The sequence below is a fragment of the Rhodococcus kronopolitis genome, from assembly GCF_042654025.1.
GTDB lineage: Bacteria > Actinomycetota > Actinomycetes > Mycobacteriales > Mycobacteriaceae > Rhodococcus_G > Rhodococcus_G kronopolitis.
The window spans coordinates 192,067-215,674 of the sequence record NZ_JBHSFO010000001.1 but is presented as its reverse complement, the minus strand read 5'-3'; the positions used below and the strand labels follow the sequence as shown (position 1 = coordinate 215,674).

Annotated in this window: 19 protein-coding genes and 1 other RNA gene; 16 read left to right on the top strand and 4 right to left on the bottom strand. The window is 70.5% G+C overall.

Annotated features, from left to right (window positions below; genetic code table 11):
• The first annotated feature begins 49 nt into the window (after positions 1-49).
• Positions 50-1,219 carry a phosphodiester glycosidase family protein gene (locus tag ACFO6S_RS00930; protein WP_378413260.1) on the top strand — a complete coding sequence of 390 codons (1,170 nt, stop codon included), beginning with the start codon at positions 50-52 and terminating at the stop codon, positions 1,217-1,219.
• On the opposite strand, the gene ACFO6S_RS00925 is transcribed toward ACFO6S_RS00930, so the two are convergent.
• On the bottom strand, positions 1,156-3,525 hold the full coding sequence (locus ACFO6S_RS00925; protein WP_378414036.1) for an ATP-binding cassette domain-containing protein: 2,370 nt from the start codon (positions 3,523-3,525) through the stop codon (positions 1,156-1,158). The two genes, ACFO6S_RS00930 and ACFO6S_RS00925, sit on opposite strands and share 64 nt — an antisense overlap.
• 445 nt (positions 3,526-3,970) lie before the next feature.
• Here ACFO6S_RS00925 and ACFO6S_RS00920 point away from each other — a divergent pair, with 445 nt between their 5' ends.
• The 6 genes from ACFO6S_RS00920 to ACFO6S_RS00895 all read left to right on the top strand — a co-directional run bounded on the left by ACFO6S_RS00920 (position 3,971) and on the right by ACFO6S_RS00895 (position 12,536).
• On the top strand, positions 3,971-5,431 hold the full coding sequence (locus ACFO6S_RS00920) for a WS/DGAT/MGAT family O-acyltransferase (RefSeq protein ID WP_378413258.1): 1,461 nt from the start codon (positions 3,971-3,973) through the stop codon (positions 5,429-5,431).
• A 115-nt stretch (positions 5,432-5,546) separates the two neighbouring features.
• A complete protein-coding gene (locus tag ACFO6S_RS00915; protein WP_378413257.1) occupies positions 5,547-6,902 on the top strand; it encodes an ammonium transporter in 1,356 nt (451 codons plus the stop codon).
• A 5-nt stretch (positions 6,903-6,907) separates the two neighbouring features.
• Positions 6,908-7,246, top strand: coding sequence for a P-II family nitrogen regulator (locus ACFO6S_RS00910; RefSeq protein WP_378413256.1), 339 nt, complete (start codon positions 6,908-6,910; stop codon positions 7,244-7,246).
• Positions 7,236-9,755: a [protein-PII] uridylyltransferase gene (locus ACFO6S_RS00905; protein ID WP_378413254.1), complete on the top strand. Its 2,520-nt coding sequence runs from the start codon at positions 7,236-7,238 to the stop codon at positions 9,753-9,755. Before ACFO6S_RS00910 ends, ACFO6S_RS00905 begins: the two co-directional genes overlap by 11 nt.
• Before the next feature lie 106 nt (positions 9,756-9,861).
• Positions 9,862-11,442: a signal recognition particle protein gene (ffh, locus tag ACFO6S_RS00900; protein WP_378413252.1), complete on the top strand. Its 1,581-nt coding sequence runs from the start codon at positions 9,862-9,864 to the stop codon at positions 11,440-11,442.
• A gap of 2 nt (positions 11,443-11,444) precedes the next feature.
• Positions 11,445-12,536 (top strand): amidohydrolase family protein, encoded by a 1,092-nt coding sequence (locus tag ACFO6S_RS00895; protein ID WP_378413250.1) that lies wholly within the window; start codon positions 11,445-11,447, stop codon positions 12,534-12,536.
• 17 nt (positions 12,537-12,553) lie between these two features.
• Here the strand turns inward: ACFO6S_RS00895 and ACFO6S_RS00890 are convergent, their stop codons facing one another.
• The gene (locus tag ACFO6S_RS00890) at positions 12,554-13,297 is read right to left on the bottom strand and encodes an NADase-type glycan-binding domain-containing protein (protein WP_378413248.1); all 744 of its coding nucleotides are present in this window, start codon (positions 13,295-13,297) and stop codon (positions 12,554-12,556) included.
• A 184-nt stretch (positions 13,298-13,481) separates the two neighbouring features.
• Here ACFO6S_RS00890 and rpsP point away from each other — a divergent pair, with 184 nt between their 5' ends.
• From rpsP to trmD, 4 genes are read left to right on the top strand one after another with little or no spacing between them, the layout of a single operon-like run.
• A complete protein-coding gene (gene rpsP / locus ACFO6S_RS00885; protein WP_378413246.1) occupies positions 13,482-13,946 on the top strand; it encodes a 30S ribosomal protein S16 in 465 nt (154 codons plus the stop codon).
• A complete protein-coding gene (locus tag ACFO6S_RS00880; RefSeq protein WP_378413244.1) occupies positions 13,943-14,185 on the top strand; it encodes an RNA-binding protein in 243 nt (80 codons plus the stop codon). The genes rpsP and ACFO6S_RS00880 overlap by 4 nt, the downstream gene beginning before the upstream one ends.
• A 31-nt stretch (positions 14,186-14,216) precedes the next feature.
• Positions 14,217-14,744, top strand: a complete 528-nt coding sequence (gene rimM / locus ACFO6S_RS00875) for a ribosome maturation factor RimM (protein WP_378413242.1) — start codon at positions 14,217-14,219, stop codon at positions 14,742-14,744.
• A 2-nt stretch (positions 14,745-14,746) separates the two neighbouring features.
• Positions 14,747-15,436: a tRNA (guanosine(37)-N1)-methyltransferase TrmD gene (gene trmD, locus ACFO6S_RS00870; RefSeq protein WP_378413240.1), complete on the top strand. Its 690-nt coding sequence runs from the start codon at positions 14,747-14,749 to the stop codon at positions 15,434-15,436.
• A 10-nt stretch (positions 15,437-15,446) separates the two neighbouring features.
• Here trmD and ACFO6S_RS00865 read toward each other — a convergent pair whose 3' ends face one another.
• On the bottom strand, positions 15,447-16,532 hold the full coding sequence (locus ACFO6S_RS00865) for a hypothetical protein (RefSeq protein ID WP_378413238.1): 1,086 nt from the start codon (positions 16,530-16,532) through the stop codon (positions 15,447-15,449).
• 80 nt (positions 16,533-16,612) lie between these two features.
• On the opposite strand from ACFO6S_RS00865, the gene ACFO6S_RS00860 reads away from it, so the two are divergent.
• Both ACFO6S_RS00860 and ACFO6S_RS00855 read left to right on the top strand, forming a co-directional pair.
• Complete coding sequence (locus ACFO6S_RS00860; protein WP_378413236.1) at positions 16,613-18,970, top strand: Tex family protein; 2,358 nt, start codon at positions 16,613-16,615, stop codon at positions 18,968-18,970.
• 326 nt (positions 18,971-19,296) lie between these two features.
• Complete coding sequence (locus ACFO6S_RS00855) at positions 19,297-20,805, top strand: dicarboxylate/amino acid:cation symporter (protein ID WP_378413234.1); 1,509 nt, start codon at positions 19,297-19,299, stop codon at positions 20,803-20,805.
• Between the two features lie 85 nt (positions 20,806-20,890).
• Here the strand turns inward: ACFO6S_RS00855 and ACFO6S_RS00850 are convergent, their stop codons facing one another.
• Positions 20,891-21,415, bottom strand: a complete 525-nt coding sequence (locus ACFO6S_RS00850; protein ID WP_378413232.1) for a DUF1697 domain-containing protein — start codon at positions 21,413-21,415, stop codon at positions 20,891-20,893.
• 87 nt (positions 21,416-21,502) lie between these two features.
• Between ACFO6S_RS00850 and rnpB the strand changes: the two genes are divergently transcribed.
• The 3 genes from rnpB to ACFO6S_RS00835 all read left to right on the top strand — a co-directional run bounded on the left by rnpB (position 21,503) and on the right by ACFO6S_RS00835 (position 23,602).
• Positions 21,503-21,931: RNase P RNA component class A (rnpB, locus tag ACFO6S_RS00845), an RNA gene on the top strand.
• Between the two features lie 910 nt (positions 21,932-22,841).
• A complete protein-coding gene (locus ACFO6S_RS00840; protein ID WP_378413230.1) occupies positions 22,842-23,030 on the top strand; it encodes a hypothetical protein in 189 nt (62 codons plus the stop codon).
• 386 nt (positions 23,031-23,416) lie between these two features.
• Positions 23,417-23,602, top strand: coding sequence for a hypothetical protein (locus ACFO6S_RS00835; protein WP_378413228.1), 186 nt, complete (start codon positions 23,417-23,419; stop codon positions 23,600-23,602).
• Positions 23,603-23,608: the final 6 nt, after the last annotated feature.

Below are 23,608 nucleotides of genomic sequence, written 5' to 3'. Positions count from 1 at the left end.
ATCTTTGCCATGTCGGCAGGGGCGCTCCGTCTCCGGCCGAAAGGACGCCGTGCGTACACGCGCCACAGTTTCGAGGATCAGCCGCCGGATCGTCACCACTGCTGCCGCCACCGCGATGTGCGCGGGCGTGCTCGTGCCTGCGCTGGCCGCGCCCGCGCAGGCCGACCCGCTCGGCGCCGCCAAGGGTCAGCTCGCCGGGGCCGTCGCGTCGGCCAACGGCGCCCCGGTGGTCTACCAGTTCGGCCCGGACCACCGGCTGCCGATGGTCACTGCGGACGGCCGTGCGTACGACATGGCCACCGACAGCCGACTGGTCGTCATCCCCGGTGCCTCGCACTCCCGGCTCGTCTCGCAGCTGCTCTCCGACGCGAGCGGGCGGTGTGAGGGCAACCCCAACGCGGTCGCCGGCGACGGCACCCGGCAGAACACGGAGATCTACGGCCCGGTCGAGGCCTGGCAGCGGATGGGTTCGCCCGCCATCGCGATCAACGCCAACTTCTTCGACGTGCGTGCCCAGTCGGGCGGCGACAACTGGTCGAAGAGCGGCTGCAGCTCTCCCATGGGCGCCTACTACGACGCGCACCCCGACACGCACAGCGCCGCGTCCATCTTCGATCTGGGCAGCCGCTACTACGTCGGCAAGGAAGGCCTCAGCGACGGCGCCGGACGGGTCTGGTCGCCGTTGTCGACCTTCGTCATCGGGGACAGCTTCCTGGGCATGCCGACCAACGCGAACTTCGACATCCGCGACGCCGAGTCGGCGCACCGCAACGGCGCCGCGGAGCAGCTGGTCAACCAGCTCGAGTTCAGCGGTAAGTCCTTCGTCGCCTTCGGCGGCCTCAAGCTGCGCGCCCCCGGTCAGGAGTTCCAGTTCGTCGACAACCCGGTCCGCCGGGCCGCGCGCACCGCGATCGGGTACAACACCGCCGCCGACGAGTTGTACGTCTTCCAGGGCGGCAGCAACGAGAGCGACGGATTCAGCATCGGCAACGTCCAGGACCTCTACCGTGCCCTCGGCTCGGACAAGGCCGTCGTGCTCGACGGCGGCGGCTCGTCCGCGATGGTGCTGAGCAAGAATGCCGGGCTGGTCTGGGCCGGTCAGGGCATCAACGCCGGGATCGCGCCTGCCGGTGCCTGCGCCGACGTTCCCGGCGCCTACTGCTCCGACGGCGAGGGCCGTCGGGTGCCCGGCTGGCTGGGACTGCGCACGGGGCGCTGACGGGGCAGCCGGAGCCTGCTGTAGGTGACGACCGCGAGCACACAGCTGATGAGCACCAGCATGGCGATGCTGAGCAACCACCACGGTGCGGTGTGCTGCCACAGCGTGTCCGGCTCGGTGCCGGTGGCATTCGTGACCAGGTCCACCGTCGAGGCCGCGGCCGAGAACCCCCAGCGGGACGGGAAGAGCCACGCGAACTGTTCGAGTACGGCGCGTCCGGTGATCGTGATCAGTCCTCCGCACATCACCAGCTGCGCCATGATCGTGACCACCAGCATCGGCAGTACCTGCTCGTTCGAGCGCGCCACCGACGACAACGCCAATCCGACCAGCACGCAGGAGCAGGTGGTGGCGGCGATGTCCACGACCAGTTCGACGGATCCGGACTCGATCACGCTGCCGTGGCCGGGGAAACCCTTGCCCGCGAAGACGATCAGCACCATGATCACCGACTGCACGATCGCGGCGGCGCAGAACACGACGATCTTCGCCGTCAGGTAGGCGGACGGCATCAGCCCGGCGGCACGTTCGCGCTGATAGACCATGCGCTCTCCGACGAGGTCGCGGATGGTCAGCGAACAGCCCATGAAGGCGGCGCCGAGGATCAGCACCACCAGGATCTGGGTGAGTTCGCCGGACACGTCGGTACCCGACTGTCCGAACCCGGTGTCGCCGGGCACGAGCAGGGCCAGCCCGCCGAGCACGAAGGGCAGCAGCGACAGGAAGATCAGGTAGCCCCGGTCGGCGCGGATCAGCCGGACCTGGCGGCGGGCGACGGTGCTCAGCTGCTTGCGCCCTGACGTGTGCGCGGGGCGACCGAGAGGCCCGGGCGGGCTCGGTGGTGGCACCGCCACCGCCGGACGGGTGGCGCGGTACTCGGCGAACACCCCGTCGGGGTCGGCCGCGACACGGGCGAAGATGTCGGCCCAGTCGGTGCTGCCGAGTGCGGCCCCCACCCGGTCCGGCGGGCCCACGTAGGCGGTCCTGCCGCCCGGTGCGAGGAGCAGTACCTGATCGCACATCTCGAGGTACGACAGCGAATGCGTGACGATGACGACGACGCGGCCCGAATCGGCGAGGCGGCGCAACGTCGCCATGATCTGCCGGTCGAGCGCGGGGTCGAGGCCCGAGGTCGGTTCGTCGAGGATCAGCAGCGACGGCCCGGTGAGCAGTTCCATCGCGACGGACGCGCGTTTGCGCTGTCCGCCGGAGAGACGATCGACGCGGGTGTCGGCGTGCTCGGTCAGTTGCAGTTCGTCGAGCACCGTCGCGATCACCTCCTCACGGTCGGCCCGGGTGGTGTCCGGCGGCAGTCTCAGCTCCGCGGCGTAGCCCAGTGCCCTCCGGATGGTCAGCTGGCGATGGACGACGTCGTCCTGGGGGACCATGCCGATGCGGGAGCGCAGTACCGAGTAGTCGGTGTGCACGCTGCGCCCTTCGAATTCGACGACGCCCTCCGTGGGGCTTTCCGAACCGGAGATGATCTTGGCGACCGTGGTCTTTCCCGCGCCGGAGGGCCCGATCACCGCGGTGAGGCTGCCGGGTCCGGCGGTGAAGGTGACGTCCTCGAGCAGTCGCCGCCCGCCTTCGATGGTGAGTCCGACGCCGTCCACACGCAGACCGCCTGCGGCCGGGGTCGTCGCCCGCAGCGGAACGAGCCGTCCTTCCTGCACACCGAGGTCGGTGTTGCCGATCGTGACGACGTCGCCGTCGGTCAGCTGCGCGCGCGAGACCCGGTTGCCGTCGACGAACGTTCCGTTGACGCTGCCCAGGTCGTCGATCTCGAGGCCGGACGGCACGCTGTGGACGATGGCGTGACGGCGTGAGGCCAGCACGTCCCGGACGACGATGTCGCTGTCGGGTGACCGTCCCACCGTGAGGGATCCCGCCGGGACCGTCGCGTGCGGTGTCGGGGGCGGGGCGTTCGAGGCCCCCACCTCGATCGTCGACTCGTCCCATCGGACGCCCACGTCCTGTCGCGTCGCGTCGGGATCCTCGATCGAGATCCGCACGACGGGTCCCTCGGCCGCGTCACCAAGGCGGACGCGGACGTGACCGGTGACGGGGACCATTTCCCGGCGCTCGCCGTCGACGAAGATCCCGTTCTTGCTGCCGGAGTCGACGAGCTGCCAGCCCTCGTCCCAGCTGAGCCGGGCATGCTCGCGCGAGACCACCGGATCGACGATCGTGACCTCCAGTCGGGGATCGCGGCCGATGCGTACGGCTTGGTCTGCGCGGTAGCTCGAGCGGCCGTGTTCGGTCTCGACCACGACCCGTGGGTGCTCTCTTCTCGCCCGGTCGTCCATTGCCACGGCCTCCGGTCAGCGTCGTCGGCTGTAGAGCGTCGACCCCTCCATCGTCGCACGCAGGCGCCGGGATCCGGCGGGAGAGATCTGTGAGCACCTGCGGGCGGTCCTCGCACTGCGGTGACGAGGAAATCGTGCCCCAACGAAGAGGGCGGGCGGGCCGGGCGCGAGCAGCGGCATTCGGCGGCGACGCCGCCGACGGCAAACGCGGTGTTTCGTACGGGGTACGAGTCGTGAAAGCGGAGCCGAACAGCCCCGCCTGGACGAATGCCCAAGTGGACCAGGCGATCTGGTGTGGGCTATAACGGGATCCGGCGATGCCGATCAGTGATCCAAATCATGTCCAGCCGTGACGGCTTGACACGTCCACCCGCTGCACCGCGGTTCTTCGGGGGCAGGGCGCTCGTGCCGGGTCTTCGCCCTGGGGAACGGAAAGACAAGGATCATGCTGCTACCGATGTCACCGACCGACTCGATGTTCCTGCTCGGCGAGTCCCGTGATCACCCGATGCACGTCGGGGGCCTGGCGTTGTTCGTGCCGCCCGAGGGTGCCGACCCGCGGGCGATGGCCGCGATGCTCGACGCGGCGCTCGTCCGTGGCGCAGTGGCGCCGCTGCTGCGTAAACGGGCCGCACGGTCGCTGACCACGCTGGGGCAGTGGGGCTGGGAATCGGACACCGAGGTCGATCTCGGCCACCACGTCCGCCACGACGCCCTGCCTGCACCCGGTGGGACCCTCGAACTGACGGCGTTGGTCGCCCGCCTGCACGCCGGCCTGCTGGACCGCAGCCGACCGCTGTGGGAGATGCACGTGATCGAGGGACTCGCCGACGGACGCCTGGCGGTGTACTTCAAGATCCACCACGCCCTCGCCGACGGCGTCTCGGCGATGAAGTTGCTGCGCAGCGCGCTCAGCGAGGACCCCGAGACCCGCGGGATGCCCGCGCCCTGGGAGCCGCTGGTCCGCGAGCGCCGCGCGCTCGCGCTCGTGCCGGACCCGCCCGCCGGCGGCCCGCCCGGCCCGTTCGACCTGCCCGCGGCCGTCCTGCGCGCCGCTCGCGGTGCCGCCGGGGAGGCAGCCGGCCTGGTGCCGGCGCTGGCCGGGACAGTGGACCGCGCCCGCCGCGAACGCGGCGGATCCCTCTCGCTCGCCGCACCCAAGTCCGTGCTCAACGTGCCCATCGGCGGGGCCCGGCGGTTCGCGGGCCGGTCCTGGCCGATCGAACGCCTCCGCCTGGTCGCCAAGCATGCCGACGCCACCATCAACGACGTGGTGCTCGCGATGTGCGCCGGCGCGCTGCGCGCCTACCTGGGTGACCTCGACGCGCTCCCCGAGAGTCCGCTGATCGCCATGGTGCCCGTCTCGCTGCGCCGCGACCCGAGCGGTGAGCAGACAGGCAATGCGATCGGGACGCTGATGTGCAACCTCGCCACTCACCTCGCGGATCCCGCGCGGCGGCTCGAGGTGGTGCACACCTCCATGTCGGAGGGCAAGGACGCGATGCGCGCGATGAGCTCGGTGCAGAGCCTGGCGGTCAGTGCCCTCGGTGCCGCGCCGCTGGCGCTGGGCATGCTCGGGCTCGGCGGCCCCGTTCGGCCTGCGAACGTGATGATCTCCAACCTGCCAGGACCGGCCGCGCCGCTGTACTGGAACGGCGCCCGCATGACCGCGCTCTACCCCCTGTCGGTCCCGGTCGACGGGCAGGCCCTGAACATCACCTGCACCAGCACCGACGACGAGATCGCGTTCGGGCTCACCGCCTGCCGACGCGCGCTACCGACACTCGAGCCGCTGCTCGGCCACCTCGACGACGAACTCGGTGCCCTCGAGCGGGCCGTCGTTCTGGAGGGGCCCCGGCGCGGCGCACGGCCGCCGTCGACGGCCCGAGGGGGTCCCGAAACCTGACCGCAACACCTTCCCCCGATCCGTTCACACCTTGGAAACCGCGCGAAACCACGGGGGAAACACCGGGTGAGCACTCTTCCACTCAGACACATTCGATACGACGAGGAGGCTCAACGTGGAATTTCCCACTATTGGGGCGCCGGACACCGGGGACACCGCGTGGCTGCTGATCAGCGCCGCGCTGGTGCTGCTGATGACCCCGGGGCTCGCGTTCTTCTACGGCGGCATGGTTCGGGCGAAGAGCGTGCTGAATATGATCATGATGAGCATGGGCGCGATGGGCGTCGTGGGCATCCTGTGGGTCCTGTTCGGCTACTCAATGGCCTTCGGGGAGGACCGCGGCGGGGTCGTCGGTGACCCGTTCCAGTACTTCGGCCTCAGCGGCCTGTTCGGCGGCAGCTACCTGGGCGACGCGGAAACCGGTGCGGCGGCCGCCATCCCGCTGGTCGGCACCATTCCCGCGGTGGTGTTCGTTGCCTTCCAGGCGATGTTCGCGATCATCACGGTCGCGCTGATCTCCGGCGCGGTCGCGGACCGGCTCCGGTTCGGTCCGTGGCTCGTCTTCGCCGGCCTGTGGGCCGTCATCGTGTACTTCCCGGTGGCGCACTGGGTCTTCGCCTTCGACGGCGTGACCGCCGAGAACGGCGGCTGGATTGCGAACCAGCTCAAGGCCATCGACTTCGCCGGCGGTACCGCGGTGCACATCAACGCCGGTGTCGCGGGCCTGGTGCTGGCGATCGTGCTCGGCAAGCGTCGGGGCTGGCCGACCACCCCGTTCCGCCCGCACAACCTGCCGTTCGTGATGCTCGGCGCGGCTCTGCTGTGGTTCGGCTGGTTCGGGTTCAACGCCGGCTCGGCGTTGGGCGCCAACGGTGTTGCCGGTGCCACCTTCATCACCACCGTGGTCGCCACCTGCGCCGCGATGCTGGCCTGGCTGCTCGTCGAGCGGCTGCGTGACGGCCACGCGACCACCCTCGGTGCCGCGTCCGGCATCGTTGCCGGTCTCGTCGCGATCACCCCGGCCTGCTCCTCGGTCAACGTGCTCGGTGCCCTGTTCATCGGCGTCGTCGCCGGCGCCCTGTGCGCCCTGGCCGTGGGCCTGAAGTACCGCTTCGGTTTCGACGACTCGCTCGACGTGGTCGGCGTGCACCTGGTCGGTGGCCTCGTGGGCACCCTGCTGGTCGGACTCGTCGCCACGGAGGAGGCGCCCGCCGGCGTCGACGGGCTGTTCTATGGTGGGGGAATCGACCAGTTGTGGCGTCAGGCGGTCGGGGCGGGCGCTGTCCTGCTCTACTCGTTGGTGGCCACCACCGTCATCGCACTCGTCTTGAAGTACACGATCGGCCTGCGGGTCAGCGATGAGGCAGAGGCAGTCGGTGTGGACGAGGCAGAACACGCGGAGAATGCGTACGACTTCGCCGCGTTGGCAGGCAGTTCGGTACCGGGGCGCGTGACCGTCAGAGAGGCATGAGAGACATGAAGCTGATTACTGCAATCGTCAAGCCGTTTACCCTCGAGGACGTCAAGACCGCGCTCGAGCAGGCGGGCATCCTGGGCATGACCGTCAGTGAGGTTCAGGGATACGGCAGGCAGAAGGGCCACACCGAGGTGTACCGCGGTGCCGAGTACTCGGTCGACTTCGTGCCGAAGGTTCGGGTCGAGGTGGTCGTGGAGGATTCGGCCGCCGACAAGGTGGTCGACGTGATCGTCGAGGCGGCGCGCACCGGAAAGATCGGTGACGGCAAGGTCTGGGTCGTGCCGGTCGAATCGGTGATCCGGGTGCGTACGGGCGAGAGAGGCTCGGATGCGATCTGACCCACCCGGGTCCGGAATGGGTGGCCCCGAACCCGCCGCGTCGTCGGCGGGGTCGGGGCCGTCCTCGTCTCGGGGCACGGCTTCGGCCTCCGCGGACGATCTGGTTCGGGCCCGGAACAAGTTGCTGGACGGCGGTTCTCGGGTTCGCAGGCTCGACCCGGTGGCCCTGCGGCAGTCGCTGGTGGACCTGCACGACCTCTGGCTGAGCAGCAAGGCCGACGAGCTCGGCATCCGTCCGGACTCCGGCTTCGCGCTCGTCGCGGTCGGCGGGCTGGGCCGGCGCGAGATGCTGCCGTACTCGGACCTGGACCTGGTGCTGCTGCACGACGACGTGTCGGCGAAGGTCGTTGCCTCCGTGGCGGACCGGCTCTGGTACCCGCTGTGGGACGCGAACATCAGCCTGGACCACAGCGTGCGCACGGTGCCGCAGGCGCTGCAGGTGGCGGCCACCGACCTCACGGCCGCGCTGGGCCTGCTCGAGGCTCGGCACATCGCCGGTGACGTGGAACTGACCAGCGGCCTGATCGGTGACGTGCGCCGGCAGTGGCGGGCGACGATCCGCTCCCGGTTCGGTGAGCTGGTCGAGATCACCGAGGCCCGCTGGACCCGTGGCGGGGAGATCGCGCACCGCGCCGAGCCGGACGTCAAGCACGGCCGTGGCGGGCTGCGCGACGTCCAGCTGCTCCGCGCCCTGGCGATTGCGCAACTCACCGACGCGGCAACGGGACTGGGCCCGGACACCCCCGGCGGCGGGCTGGTGGCGGCGCACGACCGACTGCTGGACGTGCGCACCGAACTTCACCGGGTGGCGGGCCGGGCCCGGGAACAGCTGCGCGCCCAGGACGCCGACGAGATCGGTGCGGCACTGGGCATCGGGGACCGCTTCGACCTGGCCCGGACCCTGAGCGACTCGGCCCGGACCGTCAGCTACTGCGTGGACGTCGGGCTGCGGTCCGCGGCCATCGCGCTGCCGCGGCGGGGACTCGCGCGGTTGCGGGTGCCGGTGCGTCGGCCCCTCGACGAGGGCGTTGTCGAGCATGCCGGCGAGGTGGCGCTGGCTCGCGACGCGAAGCCGAGCCGGGACCCCGGCCTGATCATGCGGGTGGCCGCGGCCGCCGCGCAGACCGGCATGCCGATCTCGGCGTCGACGCTGCGCCAGCTCTCCGACAGTGCGCCCGAGCCGCGGCACCCGTGGCCGCGGGAGGCGCTGAGCGACCTGCTGGTGGTGCTCGGGTCCGGCCGCCGGGCCGTCGCGGTGATCGAGGCGTTGGACCGGACCGGGCTGTGGGGCCGGCTGCTGCCCGAATGGGGGGCGGTGCGGGACCTACCGCCGCGCGACGCAGTGCACACCTGGACCGTGGACCGGCACCTGGTGGAGACCGCGTGTTACGCCAGCGCGCTCACCACCCGGGTCTCGCGGCCCGACCTGCTGGTGCTCGGCGCGGTGCTGCACGACATCGGCAAGGGGCGCACCGGCGACCACAGCGTGGTCGGGGCGGAGCTGGCCGTCGCCATCGGCACCCGCCTCGGGCTGTGGCCTGCCGACGTCGACACGCTCAGCGCCATGGTGCGTCACCACCTGCTGCTCCCGCACACCGCGACCCGGCGCGACCTCGACGACCCGGCGACCGTGCAGGCGGTGGCCGACGCGCTCGGTGGCGACCCGGTGCTGCTCGAGTTGCTCGGGGCGCTCGCGGAGGCGGACTCACTGGCCACCGGTCCGGGCGTCTGGGGCGAGTGGAAGTCGTCGCTGATCCGGGAACTGGTCCGGCGGTGCCGGCTGTTGATGGCCGGCGACGAACTGCCCGCGCCTGCGCCGATCGACCCGGTGCATGCGCAACTGGCGGCCGACGGCGGGGTGCACGTGCTGATCGAGCCGGCGACGGGCGTGCACACCTACACGGTCACCGTGGTGGCGCCCGACGCGCCGGGTCTGCTCTCCGATGCCGCCGGGGTCCTGGCACTGCACTCGCTGCGGGTGCTCTCGGCGGACGTCGGCAGTCACGGCGCCGCGGCGGTGAACACCTTCACGGTGGCGCCGACGTTCGGGACGCCGCCGCTGGCCGAGCTGCTCCGGCAGGAGCTGATCCGGGCCGTCGCGGGGGAGCTCGACCTCGTCGCGATGCTCGAGGAGAAGGACGCCGCGACCCGGGCCGCCCAGGCCCTCGACCGTGGCGTCGACGCGGTACCCGTGCTGCCGGCACAGGCGCCGCCGCGGATCCTCTGGTCCGAGTCCGGCGACGGCCAGGTGGTCGTCGAACTGCGGGCCGAGGACCGGTTGGGGCTGCTCTGCCGCCTCGCCAGCGTGCTCGAGCGCAGTGGCGCGGACATCCGGTGGGCGAGGGTGTCCACGCTCGGCACGTCCGTCGTCGACGCCTTCTGCCTGGACCTCGGGGCGGAGGATTCACGGGTGACGCGCAGACGTCTGGAGGAGTCGCTGCTGGCCGTCGTGCCGGCACCGGCGCCGCCCAAGGACGGCGACAGTGGTCCGGGCGGGCCGAACCGCTAGGCTGGGCTGAAAGTCTGACGTCGAGGGTCTCGCCGGGGTCGCCATGGAAGCTGCCCGGCGAGACCGCCCGGCGGTTAACGTCCCGCGACAGCCAGGAGCCCGATCGGTGTTCGAATCCCTTTCCGACAGGTTGACCGGTGCCCTCAAGGACCTCCGGGGCAAGGGGCGCCTGTCCGGCGCCGACATCGACGCCACCTGCCGCGAGATCCGTCTCGCGCTGCTCGACGCCGACGTCGCGCTGCCCGTGGTCCGGTCCTTCATCGCCAAGATCAAGGAACGCGCCAAGGGTGCCGAGGTCTCCGGCGCGCTGAACCCGGCGCAGCAGGTCGTCAAGATCGTCAACGAGGAACTCGTCGGCATCCTCGGCGGCGAGACCCGCCGGCTGCGGTTCGCGAAGAACCCGCCGACCGTCATCATGCTGGCCGGCCTGCAGGGTTCCGGCAAGACCACCCTGGCGGGCAAGCTCGCGAAGTGGCTGGCCGGGCAGGGGCACACCCCGCTGCTGGTGGCCTGCGACCTGCAGCGGCCGGGTGCCGTCAGCCAGCTGCAGATCGTCGGTGAACGGGCAGGCGCGGCGGTGTTCGCACCGCATCCGGGCACCTCGATCGGTGGCGGCGACAACGCGCTCGGCCAGTCCGCGGCCGACCCCGTGGACGTCGCGCGACGCGGCATCGAGGAAGCCCGCGCCAAGCAGTACGACGTGGTCATCGTCGACACCGCCGGACGACTGGGCATCGACGAGGAACTGATGGGCCAGGCCGCGGGCATCCGCGACGCCGTGCAGCCCGACGAGGTGCTGTTCGTCCTCGACGCGATGACCGGTCAGGACGCCGTCAGCACCGCCGAGGCGTTCCGGCAGGGCGTCGGCTTCACCGGCGTCGTGCTGACCAAGCTCGACGGCGACGCCCGCGGCGGTGCCGCGCTGAGCGTCCGTGAGATCACCGGCCAGCCGATCATGTTCGCCTCCACCGGTGAGAAGCTCGAGGACTTCGACGTCTTCCACCCGGACCGGATGGCCAGCCGCATCCTCGGCATGGGCGACGTGCTCAGCCTCATCGAGCAGGCCGAGCAGGTCTTCGACGCCAAGCAGGCCGAGGAGGCCGCACACAAGATCGGCTCCGGCCAGCTCACCCTCGAGGACTTCCTCGAGCAGATGATGGCCGTGCGGAAGATGGGCCCGATCGGCAACCTGCTGGGTATGCTGCCCGGCGCCGGCCAGATGAAGGACGCCCTGGCCAACGTCGACGAGAAGCAGCTCGACCGCGTGCAGGCGATCATCCGCGGCATGACCCCCGCCGAGCGGGAGAACCCGAAGATCATCAACGCCTCCCGCCGATTGCGCATCGCGAATGGCTCCGGCGTCAAGGTCTCGGACGTCAACCAGCTGGTGGACCGGTTCTTCGAGGCCCGGAAGATGATGGCCTCGATGGCAGGCCGGATGGGCATGCCGGGCGCGAAGATGGGTCAGCGAGCCAAGAAGGGCAAGAAGGGCAAGAAGGGCGGCAAGGGCCCGACGCAGCCGAAGATGCGCGGCGGGTTCCCCGGGATGCCCGCGGGCCTGCCCGGTGGGTTCCCCGGCCTGCCCGCCGGAATGCCGGACCTCTCGAACATGCCCGCGGGCCTCGACGAGCTGCCGCCCGGCCTCGAGGGCTTCGACCTCTCGCAGCTCAAGCTGCCGAAGAAGTAGCCGTGGCGGTGCGGCTGGCCGGCCTGGGGCTGCCCGACGAGCAGCCCGTCGAACTGTGGATCGACGGCGGGGTGATCGCCGACGGACCCGTGGACGGGGCGAGCACCCTCGCCGCGTCGGGCTGGATCCTGCCCGGTCTGGTGGACGCGCACTGCCACGTCGGGATCCGGTACGGCGGCGGCCACGAGGACGAGGCCGGCGTCGTGGCGCAGGCCGAGACCGAACGTGACGCAGGCGTGCTGCTGCTGCGCGACGCCGGCTCCCCGGTCGACACCCGGGCCCTCGACCAGCGCGGCGACCTGCCCCGGATCATCCGGGCCGGCCGGCACATCGCGATGACCAAGCGGTACATCCGCGGGCTGCCGATCGATCTCGAGGACGAGTCGCAGCTGCCTGCCGCCGTGACCGAGCAGGCGCTGCGCGGCGACGGCTGGGTCAAGCTGGTCGGTGACTGGATCGACCGTTCGGCGGGGGACCTGCGACCGCTGTGGAGCGACGCCGTGCTCAAGGAGGCGATCGACGCCGCGCACCGGGTCGGCGCCCGCGTCACCGCCCACGTGTTCGGCGAGGACGCCCTGCCCGGCCTGCTCGACGCCGGAATCGACTGCATCGAGCACGGCACCGGGCTGACCCCGGAGACCATCGAGATGATGGTCGAACGCGACACCGCACTGGTGCCGACGCTGATCAACATCGCGACCTTCCCGGAGATCGCCGACTCCGCGGACCGCTTCCCGGTGTACGCCGCGCACATGCGGGACCTGCACGCCCGCGTCGGGGCCACGATCGGGGCCGCGCACGAGGCGGGGGTCCGGATCTACGCGGGCACCGACGCCGGCGGCTCCATCCGGCACGGCCGGCTCGCCGACGAGGTGGCCGCGCTGTCCGCGGTGGGCCTGGGGGCCACCGGAGCGCTGGGCGCCGCCTGCTGGGACGCCCGCAGCTGGCTGGGCCATCCCGGACTGGAGCCGGGTGCACCCGCGGATCTGCTGGTCTACGAACGTGATCCGCGCACCGGACCGGAGGTCCTCGCCAACCCGGACCTGGTGGTGCTGCGCGGCCGGGTGGTCAAGGCGCGCGGCGCCTTCGCCTGACCGCAGCCTCGGTCGCGCTACTGGGCGCAGGGGTCGGTCCCGTCGGCGGACAGCGCGGCGAACCGCACCTCACTGACCGAGGTCACGTCGTTGAACGGGGCGCCCGCCTTGCCGTCCCGGCTGGTGACGGGCTGACCGTCGACGGTCTCGGCGACGGTCATCGTCGCCGTCCGGGTGGTGGTCTCGACGGGCATCGTCTGGATTCCGCGCTCGGGCCGCAGTTGCTGCTCGACGCTGCTGCCGTCGTCGAACGTCCAGACGACCCGGGTGACCTTCCGGTTCTGCGCGAACCGGTCCGAGCCGTCCGCGTCCACCTTGTCGTAGCCGGGGTCGACGCCGACGGAGGTCAGGTGCACCCCGCACACGAAGCTCATCGACAGCCGCTGCCCCTGGGTGCCCGCGCAGCGCCACGCGGTGGTCAGGTCGCCGTCGATCGCGTTGGGCGCCTCGTACGAGTGCTGGCGGCCCGCGGAGTCCACCGCAGGCGGGTAGCCGGCACAGGTGGGCAACGCGGCGGTCGGGGTGACGGCGATGGCACCGGCGTCCCCGAAGTCGAAGCCGCCGTCGGCCGCGAAGTCCCCGCCGAGGTCGCCGCCGGAGTCGGGTTCGGCCGACCCTGCGGTGGCGCGGTCGTCGAGCGACCGGTTGAGCAGGTAGCCGCCACCGAGCAGGGCCGCGACCGCGACGACCGCGGCGAGCAGGGTCAACCAGGTGCGCCCCGACAGCGGTTGACGCGGCGGCGGGGGCGGGGTGGCGGTCATCCGGGAATTCTAGGGTGATGCGGGCGATTCGCCGTGCGGGGCGCGCGTCTGGCAGAATGAACCGCTGTTCGCCCGTCTCCGGTTCCGTACCGTGCGGCGGTCACGGCACCCCCTCAACGCAAAACCGGATGCGCAGGCCTTGCGCATCGCTGAATTGCGCAGTGACCACCTGAAAGGCTTCACAATGGCTGTCAAGATCAAGCTCATGCGGCTCGGCAAGATCCGCACCCCGCACTACCGCATCGTCATCGCCGACTCTCGCACCCGCCGCAACGGCCGTGCGATCGAGACCATCGGCAAGTACCACCCCAAGGAAGAGCCGTCGCTGATCGAGATCGATTCCGAGCGCGCGCTGTACTGGCTCGGCGTCGGCGCCCAGCCCACCGAGCCGGTCGAGAACCTGCTCAAGATCACCGGTGACTGGCAGAAGTTCAAGGGCCTGCCGGGCACCGAGGGCACCCTGCGGGTCAAGGCCGAGAAGCCGTCCAAGCTGGAGCTGTTCCAGGCTGCGCTGGCGCAGGCCGACAGCGAGCCGGTGGCCGAGGCCATCACCCCGAAGAAGAAGAAGGCTGCCAAGGCCGACGACGCCGAGGCTGCTGCCGAGGCTCCCGCCGAGGCTGCTGCGGATTCCGAGGCTGCTGACAAGTGAGTGCCGCTGTCGCCGATGCCGTCGAACATCTCGTTCGCGGCATCGTCGCCAATCCCGACGACGTCCGGGTGGAGTTGAACACCGGACGCCGCGGGCGCACTGTGGAGGTGCACGTGCACCCCGAGGACCTGGGAAAGGTCATCGGGCGTGGCGGGCGCACCGCCACCGCTCTGCGGACCCTGGTCACCGGCATCGGTGGCCGTGGGATCCGCGTCGACGTGATCGACACCGATCAGTAATCAGTCGACACAGATCAGTCGGGAGCAAATAGTGGAGCTCGTCATCGGGCGTGTGGCCAAGTCGCACGGGATCCGGGGAGAGCTGGCCGTAGACATACGGACAGACGACCCCGATCAGCGCTTTGCCGTAGGCACAGTCCTGCACGGCCGTAAGCCCCGCGAGCAGAAGCTCACCAGTTACACGGTGGAGGCCGCCCGGGAACACTCCGGGCGGCTTCTGCTGCGTCTGCGCGGTATCGACGATCGGACCAAGTCCGACGCCATGCGCGGAACACTCTTCCTGGTCGATCCCGCGGATCTTCCGCCCTCGGACGACCCCGACGAGTTCTACGACCACGAGCTCGAGGGCCTCGCCGTCCGGCTGGCCGACGGCACCCCTGTCGGCACCGTGCTCGAGGTGCTGCACTCCGCGGCAGGCGAGCTGCTCTCCGTCCGGCCCGAGGGTCAGGAGGCAGGCGAGCTCCTCGTCCCGTTCGTCGCGGCGATCGTCACTTCGGTCTCCGTCGCCGACGGCGTGATCGAGATCGACCCGCCCGAAGGTCTTCTGAACCCGGAGTAAGCGTGCGCCTCGACGTCATCACGATTTTTCCCGAGTACCTCGAACCGCTGCGGACGGCGCTGCTGGGCAAGGCCATCGACAAGGGCCTGATCTCGGTCGGCGTACGCGACCTGCGGGACTGGACGCACGACGTCCACAAGGCCGTCGACGACTCCCCGTACGGCGGCGGCCCCGGCATGGTGATGAAGCCGACCGTGTGGGGCGACGCCCTCGACGAGGTGCTCGGCACCGAACCCGACGACGACGTCGTGCTGGTGGTTCCCACCCCGGCCGGCGTGCCCTTCACCCAGGCCACCGCGCACCGGTGGGCGGGGGAGAAGCGTCTGGTCTTCGCCTGCGGGAGGTACGAGGGCATCGACCAACGGGTCTTCGACGACGCCGCCCGGCGGGTCCGCGTCGAGGAGGTCAGCATCGGTGACTACGTGCTGATCGGCGGTGAGGCCGCGGTCCTGGTGATGGTCGAGGCCGTGGTCCGGTTGCTGCCCGGTGTGCTCGGCAACCAGCAGTCGCACCAAGAGGATTCGTTCTCCGACGGTCTGCTCGAGGGCCCCAGTTACACCCGGCCGGTGAGCTGGCGTGGGCTCGAGGTGCCACCGGTGCTGCTGTCCGGGAATCACGCGCACGTCGAGGCCTGGCGGCGGGAGCAGTCCCTGGAGCGGACCGCCGAACGCCGGCCGGACCTGCTGCCCTGAGCCGTCGCCCTCAGCCGATTCGCCCGTCCGGGAACAGGATTCGCACCACCTCGGTGAGCGTCTCGCGGGCGTGCGCGGCGCTGGCGTCGTCGGCGGCATTGGTCAGCGAGGTGTCCGGGTACGGCGTCTGACCCTCGTCGAGGTCCGCGGGGCCGTCGCCGCCGCCGTCCCAGTTGGCCAGTCGCGCGCCCTCGTAGGTGACCTGCTCGCGCGAGATCAGCACCAGCACGTAGCGACCGTCCGGGCCCACCACCCCGGTCGTCAGGTGGATCCACCGGCCGGCCACGCAGCACATCCAGCCCTGCTTGACCGCGAGGTCTGCCTGTCCGGGCAGGCCGTCGGTGAGCCCGAACCGCTGGTCGTAGCCGTCGGCGGACTCGTTCGTGGCGGACCGCAGGTGCGCGACGATGGCCTCGCGGTGCGCCTCGTCCAGCCCGCCGCGGCCGTCGAGCAGGCCCGCGTAGTAGTCGACGAGGTCCGAAACCGTGGTCTCGGTGTTCCACCAGTTGCCGTCGTAGGGCGCGGCGGTGGACGGGAGTCGGTACCGCTCGGCCACGTCGTCGATCATCGCGGTGTCGCCGTACTCGGCCCACAGCACGTTCGCGGCGTCGTCGTCGGACTGCTCGAGCATCCGGCCGATCAGGTCCCGGTCGTCGTCGTCGAGTGCGAGCTCGCCGACCGACTCCCGGTAGGACAGCGAATCGGCGATGAAAAGCTTTGCCACCGAGGCGGTTTCGGCGGACTCGGCATCCGCGACGCCGAGGTAGCGATTGTCGAGGCGGTCCAGCAGCCCGATCGAGACGTCCGCGCCGCGGGCGGCGGCGGTCGCCCTCGCCTGCCGAATCCGGTCCTCGACACCGGGGCCGAGCAGGTCCGCCGGTGCGGATCCGGGCGCGGACACCGGCGCGGGGGCGAGGAGGCCCGCCGGTGCGGTGCCGAGCGGTGCGGGTCCGAGCGGGGCCGCGTCGACGGACACGCCCGGGTGCGCGGCCGGATCGACGTCGCCGGGAAAGTTCGTCGCGGCGGTCGAGGCGCAACCGGCGGTGATGCCGACAACCAGGCACAGCGTGGCGAGCCGGCCCGCGTGAGCCCTCATGTGAACGTCCTCCTGAATGCCACCCCGGTGCCGCGATCGACTGCGACGCCGTGACCAGGGTAACGGTAGTGTCGGGCGCCGTGACTTCTGCTCTGAAATCAGTGAACACCCGCATCGCCGAGGAACTCAATGTTCGGGAAGAGCAGGTGCGCGCCGCGGTCGATCTGCTCGACGGTGGCGCGACGGTGCCGTTCATCGCCCGGTACCGCAAGGAGGTGACCGGCACCCTCGACGACGCCCAGCTCCGGGAGCTCGAGGAGCGACTGCGGTACCTGCGCGAACTCGACGAGCGGCGACTCGCGGTGCTCGACTCGATCCGTACCCAGGGCAAGCTGGACCAGCCGCTCGAGGACCGGATCATGCTCGCGGACACCAAGGCTCGCCTCGAGGACATCTACCTGCCGTTCAAGCAGAAGCGGCGTACCAAGGCGCAGATCGCCCGGGAGGACGGCCACCAGCCGGTCGCGGACACGCTGCTCGCCGATCCGACCACCGATCCCGCGCAGTACACCGCGGAACAGCTCGACGGCGCCCGCTCGATCCTGGTCGAGCAGTTCGCCGAGGACGCGGACCTGGTCGGCGAACTGCGTGAGCTGATGTGGACCCGCGGGCGGGTCGGCTCGGCGGTCCGGAAGGGCAAGGAGGCCGACGGCGCCAAGTTCGCCGACTACTTCGAGTTCTCCGAGCCGTTCGGCAAGCTGCCCAGCCACCGCATCCTGGCGATGTTCCGCGGCGAGAAGGAGGAGGTGCTCTCGCTGACCCTGGACCCGGAGCCCGAACCGCTCGAGCCGGGCGTCGCCAGCGTCTACGAGGGCCGGATCGCCTCCCGCTTCGGGGTCGCCGACCGCGGCCGGGCCGCAGACCGGTGGCTGCTGGACACGGTGCGCTGGGCGTGGAAGACCAAGATGCTGGTCAGCCTCGGGATCGACACCCGGATGCGGCTGCGGCAGTCCGCCGAGCGCGACGCCGTCGACGTGTTCGCGATGAACCTCAAGGACCTGCTGCTGGCCGCGCCGGCAGGTACCCGCACCACGATGGGCCTGGACCCCGGTTTCCGGACCGGCACCAAGGTCGCGGTGGTCGACTCGACCGGCAAGGTGCTCGCGCACGACACCATCTACCCGCACAAGCCGCAGGGCCAGTGGGACCAGTCGCTGGCCACCCTGGCGGCGCTGGCCGCCCGGCACAAGGTGGACCTGGTCGCCATCGGCAACGGCACCGCCTCCCGCGAGACCGACGCGCTGGCCGCCGACCTGATCAAGAAGTTCCCGGACGCCGGTCTGACCAAGGTGATGGTCTCCGAGGCAGGCGCGTCGGTGTACTCGGCCTCGGCCTACGCCTCCGCCGAGCTGCCGGACCTGGACGTCTCTATCCGCGGCGCGGTCTCGATCGCGCGTCGTCTGCAGGACCCGCTGGCCGAGCTGGTGAAGATCGACCCGAAGTCGATCGGCGTCGGCCAGTACCAGCACGACCTCTCCGAGGCCCTGCTGGCGCGCTCGCTGGCGGCGGTCGTCGAGGACGCGGTGAACGCGGTCGGCGTGGACGCGAACACGGCCTCCGTGCCGCTGCTCTCGCGGGTCTCCGGCATCACCGGGTCCCTCGCCGAGGCGATCGTCGCGCACCGCGACGCGAACGGTCCGTTCCGCAGCCGGAGCGGGCTCAAGGACGTGGCCCGGCTCGGGCCGAAGGCCTTCGAGCAGTGCGCCGGGTTCCTCAAGATCACCGACGGCGACGACCCGCTCGACGCCTCCGCCGTGCACCCCGAGGCGTACCCGGTGGTTCGGCGGATCGTCGAGGCCAGTGGCGGCGCGGTCAAGTCGGTCATCGGCAACACCGCGGCGCTGCGGGCGCTGCGACCGCAGGACTTCGCCGACGAGAAGTTCGGCCTGCCGACCGTCACCGACATCATCGCCGAGCTCGAGAAGCCGGGCCGCGACCCGCGTCCGGAGTTCAAGACCGCGACCTTCGCCTCGGGCGTGGAGAAGGTCGCCGACCTGGTGCCGGGCATGACCCTCGAGGGCGTCGTCACCAACGTGGCGGCGTTCGGCGCGTTCGTCGACGTCGGTGTCCACCAGGACGGTCTGGTGCACGTCTCGGCGATGTCACACAACTTTGTCAAGGATCCGCGTGAGGTGGTCAAGTCCGGCGACGTGGTGCGGGTCAAGGTGATGGAGGTGGACCTGCCGCGGCAGCGGATCGGCCTGAGCCTGCGCCTGGACGACGAGCCCGGCGCGCCCGCGCAGTCGGGTCCGCGGGACGGCGGCGCGGCGCGGCAGGGCGGTGGCGGTGGCGGTGGCCAGCAGCGTGGGGGCGGTCAGGGCCGCGGTGGCGGCCAGCAGCGCGGCGGCGGTCAGAGCCGCGGCAGTCGTCCGGAGGCGGCGGCTGCGGCAGGCGGTTCGATGGCCGATGCGCTGCGCAAGGCGGGTTTCGGCAAGTAGGCGGCTCCGCCGCTCGTGCGCGTTTCACGGGTCTCTGGACCCGCGAAACGCGCACGGGCGCGCAGCGCCTTTTTTAGCTGGGGTAACATTCTTCTCGTGAACTCACTGCTGACCAGTCGACGCTACGTCGACAACTGTCTGCAGCAGAGCGCCGTCTGTACGCGCTGACAGCTGATCACCGCGATTCCTGGTTGACGGACACGTCCCGGGCACGGCTGATCCGGCCGCGATTCTCCTCACCCCAGCAGGCATCTCCTGCGCGCCCACTTCTGTGCCCCGACGGGGCACCACACTGCGGCGCGCACCCGTCATGAAAGGCCCGTCGAATGTCGGCCTCCTCTCCCGTTCTCGATAGCCCCGTTGCCGCGCCGCGCCGGCGGCTGCCCGCCTGGGCGACCGCCTTCGGCCCGCAGATCGTCGCCGGCCTGATCGCAGGCCTCCTGATCGGCCTGCTGGCCCGGTCCATGCCCGACGCCGCGGACGGGAACCCGAACTGGCTGGTCGGGACCGTCACCACCCTCGGTTCCAGCTACGTCGCGCTGCTGACCGTCGCGGTGATCCCGCTGGTGTTCACCGCCATCGTCAGCTCGATCGCCAACCTGCGCCAGGTGGCGAACGCCGCCCGCCTGGCGGTGCAGACGCTGCTCTGGTTCGCGATCACCGCGCTGATCGCGGTGCTCATCGGCATCGCGGTCGGGCTGCTCACCCACCCCGGTTCGAACACCACGGTCGACGCGGACGCCGCGGCGGCGCCGAAGACCTCCGGTTCCTGGTGGTCGTTCCTCACCGGCCTGGTGCCGCAGAACTTCCTGGCGCTGGGCGCGAAGACCACGACGACCGGTGGACAGGTCGCCGCGGACGGCACGCTCAGCGGCGTCACCTCCACCACCTCGCTGAGCTTCAACGTGCTGCAGCTGCTGGTCATCGCCGTCGCGGTCGGCATCGCCGCGCTGAAGGTGGGGGAGAAGGCCGAGCCGTTCCTCGCGCTCAACGCGTCGCTGCTCGCCATCGTGCAGAAGGTGCTGTGGTGGATCATCCGGATCGCCCCGATCGGCACCGCCGCGCTGATCGCCAAGGCCGTCGCCACCTACGGCTGGGACGCGATCGGTCAGCTCGGGACGTTCACCGTCGCCATCTACCTCGGCCTGGCCCTGGTGTTCTTCGTCGTGTACCCGGTCCTGATCCGCGTGCACGGGCTGTCGGTCCGGCGCTTCTTCTCCGGTGTGTGGCCTGCCACCCAGCTGGGCTTCGTGTCCCGGTCGTCGATCGGCACCCTGCCGCTGACCGAGCGGGTCACCGAACGCAACCTCGGTGTGCCGCGTGAGTACGCGTCCTTCGCCGTGCCGCTCGGCGCGACCACCAAGATGGACGGCTGCGCCGCGATCTACCCGGCCATCGCCGCGATCTTCGTCGCGCAGTTCTACGGCATCGACCTCAGCCTCACCGACTACCTGCTGATCGTGGTGGTCTCGGTGATCGGGTCGGCCGCCACCGCAGGCACCACCGGCGCGACCGTGATGCTCACCCTCACGCTGTCCACCCTGGGCCTGCCGCTCGCCGGCGTCGGCCTGCTGCTGGCCGTCGAGCCGATCATCGACATGGGCCGCACCGCGGTCAACGTCACCGGTCAGGCTCTGGTGCCGACGATCGTCGCCAAGCGGGAGGGGATCCTGAACGAGGAGCTCTACAACGCGCCCCGCAACGGCGACCCGTTCGCCGACGAGGACCTCGTCGAGCACCGGGTCGCCGCGGAGACCGCCGCGGGACCGGACGCGGATGCCGCCGCGGGACCGGGCGCGGCGACCGCGACCGCGAAGGTGCCCGCACTCGCCTAGCGCAACCGGACGCCACACAGGGCCGGACCGGCATCCGTTCCGGCCCTGCGGTGTCCGGCGGTGGGGTGTCGGCGGTGCGCCACGGTCAGAGCAGTTTGCGCAGTGTCCGCAGGTTCCGGTTGGTCGTGGTGGACCGGTACCTCGCCTTGCCGGTGAGCTTCCCGAACGGGCTGCCGAGCGTCTGGCCGCGCTCGACGTGCCAGTACAGCACCCCGTCGCCCATCGCCAGTTTCTCGTCGCCGAGTGCCAACCCGTCGGCAGAGGCGAGCAGATCGTCGAGCGCGGCCGGGTCCGAGGCGAGCAGCACGTACGGATGCCAGCCGTCGCGGTCGGCCTCGAACGGGAAGCAGTCGACGATCCGGGCGAGCGTCGGCTGGTCCAGCAGCACGATCCACGCCTCGTACCCGAACCGCTCGCGCAGCCCGGTCTCGATCTCCGCCTTCAGGGCAGGCAGATCGGTCCGGTCGCTGTCGAACAGCACGTTTCCCGAAGCGAGCACGGTCTTGACGCCGTCGAACCCGAGTCCCTCGAAGACGGCCTTGAGGTCGGCCATCTTGATGTTGATGCCCCCGACGTTGATGCCGCGGAGCAGCGCTACGAATCGAGCCATGCACAGACAGTAGATCCGGGACCGCCATAGGACAAGTGTTCGAATGTGCGAGAAGGGTCGGCGAGCCCGGTAGTCTGTACCGGCGGACGAGTTGGCTGGACGGCCGCGGCGTGGGGAACCGTGCGCATCTGCGCGCAGGCCCAGCGCCGAGGAAAGTCCGGACTCCACAGAGCAGGGCGGTTGTTAACGGCAACCCGGGGTGACCCGCGGGACAGTGCCACAGAGAACAGACCGCCGACCGCCTGGTCCTCGTGACGAGGTGGCCGGTAAGGGTGAAACGGTGCGGTAAGAGCGCACCAGCACCCCAGGTGACTGGGGTGGCTAGGTAAACCCCGCCCGGAGCAAGGTCGAAGGCCGCACCCCCCGGGGTGCGGCTGCGCAGGCGTTCGAGGGCTGCTCGCCCGAGCCTGCGGGTGGACCGCTCGAGGTACCCGGCAACGGTGTGCCCAGATGGATGGTCGTCGCCCGGCGCTTCGGCGTCGGGAACAGGATCCGGCTTACAGGCCGGCTCGTCCGCCCCATTCTTCATCGCAATCTCGGCAGGATCGGCCCCGGAATCCGGGGCCGATCCTGCCGAACCCTCGCCAATGCGCCTGTCGGCCCTCCCGGCTGCGGAGGTCCGTCATCGGTGGATACCCTGGGTGTCCGTCCGCTGAAAGGATTCCCTCGTGGATGACATGGGTGCCAGTCTCGGGTCGATCGGCGATGTGATCGACGTGGTGATGCTGGTGTTGATGCCGGTGTTCAACAGCTGACCTCCGTTTGGCCGCAGCGGGCCGTCGACGGCACCTGGTCGGTTCCGGCGGCGCTCCGAGCTGCGGGTGGACCGCTTGAGGTACCCGGCAACGGTGTGCCCAGATGGATGGTCGTCGCCCGGCGCTTCGGCGTCGGGAACAGGATCCGGCTTACAGGCCGGCTCGTCCTCCCCATCGGTACGAAGAACTCGGGCCCGCAGTCGTCGTTGACTGCGGGCCCGAGTTGTCGGTGTGGGTGCCCGCTACGAGGGCAGTGTCGCGCCGCCGGTCCTGTCGCGGCCCAGCACTTCCGATGTGGATCCCACGTGTCCTCCTGGTGCGCTGTGAAGCGAGGCTTCGCTGTTTCGCCACCGGTTGGTGCCATGTCCTTTGTAGCCGAAGGGATGACTCGGCGCCAAGGGTTAATCGTGTTGGCGCGCAAGGTATTACTTCGTGGAAACGTCGAATGCGACGGACGTAACGGGAGGAAACGCGGCGGCAATGTCGGGGTCGGCGGTCGTGCCGGGACTGCTGCCGCCGAGCCCGGCCGACGTGACGTGGCTCACAGTTGATTCATTCTGTCTTAACCCCGTCGCGGCGCCCACCTGGCTACGGTTGAACCGTGATCCGCCGTCCGCGACGTACGGATGGTCCAGCCACCTCGGCGCCAGCTCGCCGCAAGGGAGGTACCTGTGTCACTGCTGTTCTTTCTGATCCTGGCCTTTGCCGCCGTCGGAATTCTCGCGGTCTACGCCACGTTCTGTGCGATGTTCCTGGTCGCGCTGCGCAGGCGAGACAAACGGCCGGCCGACCGTGGTGCCGGCGCGTCCGACGCGGCCCGCCGGTCCGATCCGGTCGGGTCGCACGCGGCCCGCCGTTAGGCGCGCCGACCGAACCGACAATGCCCCCGACACGACAGTGCCCCCACCCTGAACGGATGGGGGCACTGTGCGATGTCCTGTGCCTCAGATGGGCTTGACCACCAGCAGGGTCGCCCAGTGGGTGGCGGCTTCGGGTCCGAGGTGGGGGAGGAGGGCGTCAAAGAGAAGGTAGGACATGGCTGGGGTTCTCCATTTCGTACTGCGCTGATGCGGCCTGGCGGGGAGCCACGAGAATCGTCATCCCGGGTACCGACGGATCGGCACACGGGGGCTGGCCGCGGTAAGAATCTCATGCTTGTGGTTCGGCAACAAGAGGGATCCCGAAATTGGTTTCAGGTCGGCGATTCGGATGGCCCCGACGGCCCGCGGCGGGCAGACTGGGAACCATGAGCGACGACGAGAACCTCTGGTACTACAGCGTGTCCGACGGCTCGGTTCACCAGGGCAAGGGCACGCACGTCTTCGACCGGATGGGCCCCTATCCGGACCGTGCGACGGCGGAACGGGCACTCGAGATTGCCGCCGAACGCCGCAAGGCCGCGGACGCGGCCGACGAGGAATGGAACAACTGACGCCAC

Excerpts from the sequence above, each read along its gene's own strand:
- ACFO6S_RS00905 (WP_378413254.1), top strand. The coding sequence starts at position 7,236 with ATGCGATCTGACCCACCCGGGTCCGGAATGGGTGGCCCCGAACCCGCC.
- ACFO6S_RS00890 (WP_378413248.1), bottom strand. The coding sequence starts at position 13,297 with ATGACCGCCACCCCGCCCCCGCCGCCGCGTCAACCGCTGTCGGGGCGC.
- ACFO6S_RS00925 (WP_378414036.1), bottom strand. The coding sequence starts at position 3,525 with ATGGACGACCGGGCGAGAAGAGAGCACCCACGGGTCGTGGTCGAGACC.
- ACFO6S_RS00850 (WP_378413232.1), bottom strand. The coding sequence starts at position 21,415 with ATGGCTCGATTCGTAGCGCTGCTCCGCGGCATCAACGTCGGGGGCATC.
- rpsP (WP_378413246.1), top strand. The coding sequence starts at position 13,482 with ATGGCTGTCAAGATCAAGCTCATGCGGCTCGGCAAGATCCGCACCCCG.
- ACFO6S_RS00865 (WP_378413238.1), bottom strand. The coding sequence starts at position 16,532 with ATGAGGGCTCACGCGGGCCGGCTCGCCACGCTGTGCCTGGTTGTCGGC.
- ACFO6S_RS00835 (WP_378413228.1), top strand. The coding sequence starts at position 23,417 with ATGAGCGACGACGAGAACCTCTGGTACTACAGCGTGTCCGACGGCTCG.
- ACFO6S_RS00855 (WP_378413234.1), top strand. The coding sequence starts at position 19,297 with ATGTCGGCCTCCTCTCCCGTTCTCGATAGCCCCGTTGCCGCGCCGCGC.
- ACFO6S_RS00910 (WP_378413256.1), top strand. The coding sequence starts at position 6,908 with ATGAAGCTGATTACTGCAATCGTCAAGCCGTTTACCCTCGAGGACGTC.
- ACFO6S_RS00920 (WP_378413258.1), top strand. The coding sequence starts at position 3,971 with ATGCTGCTACCGATGTCACCGACCGACTCGATGTTCCTGCTCGGCGAG.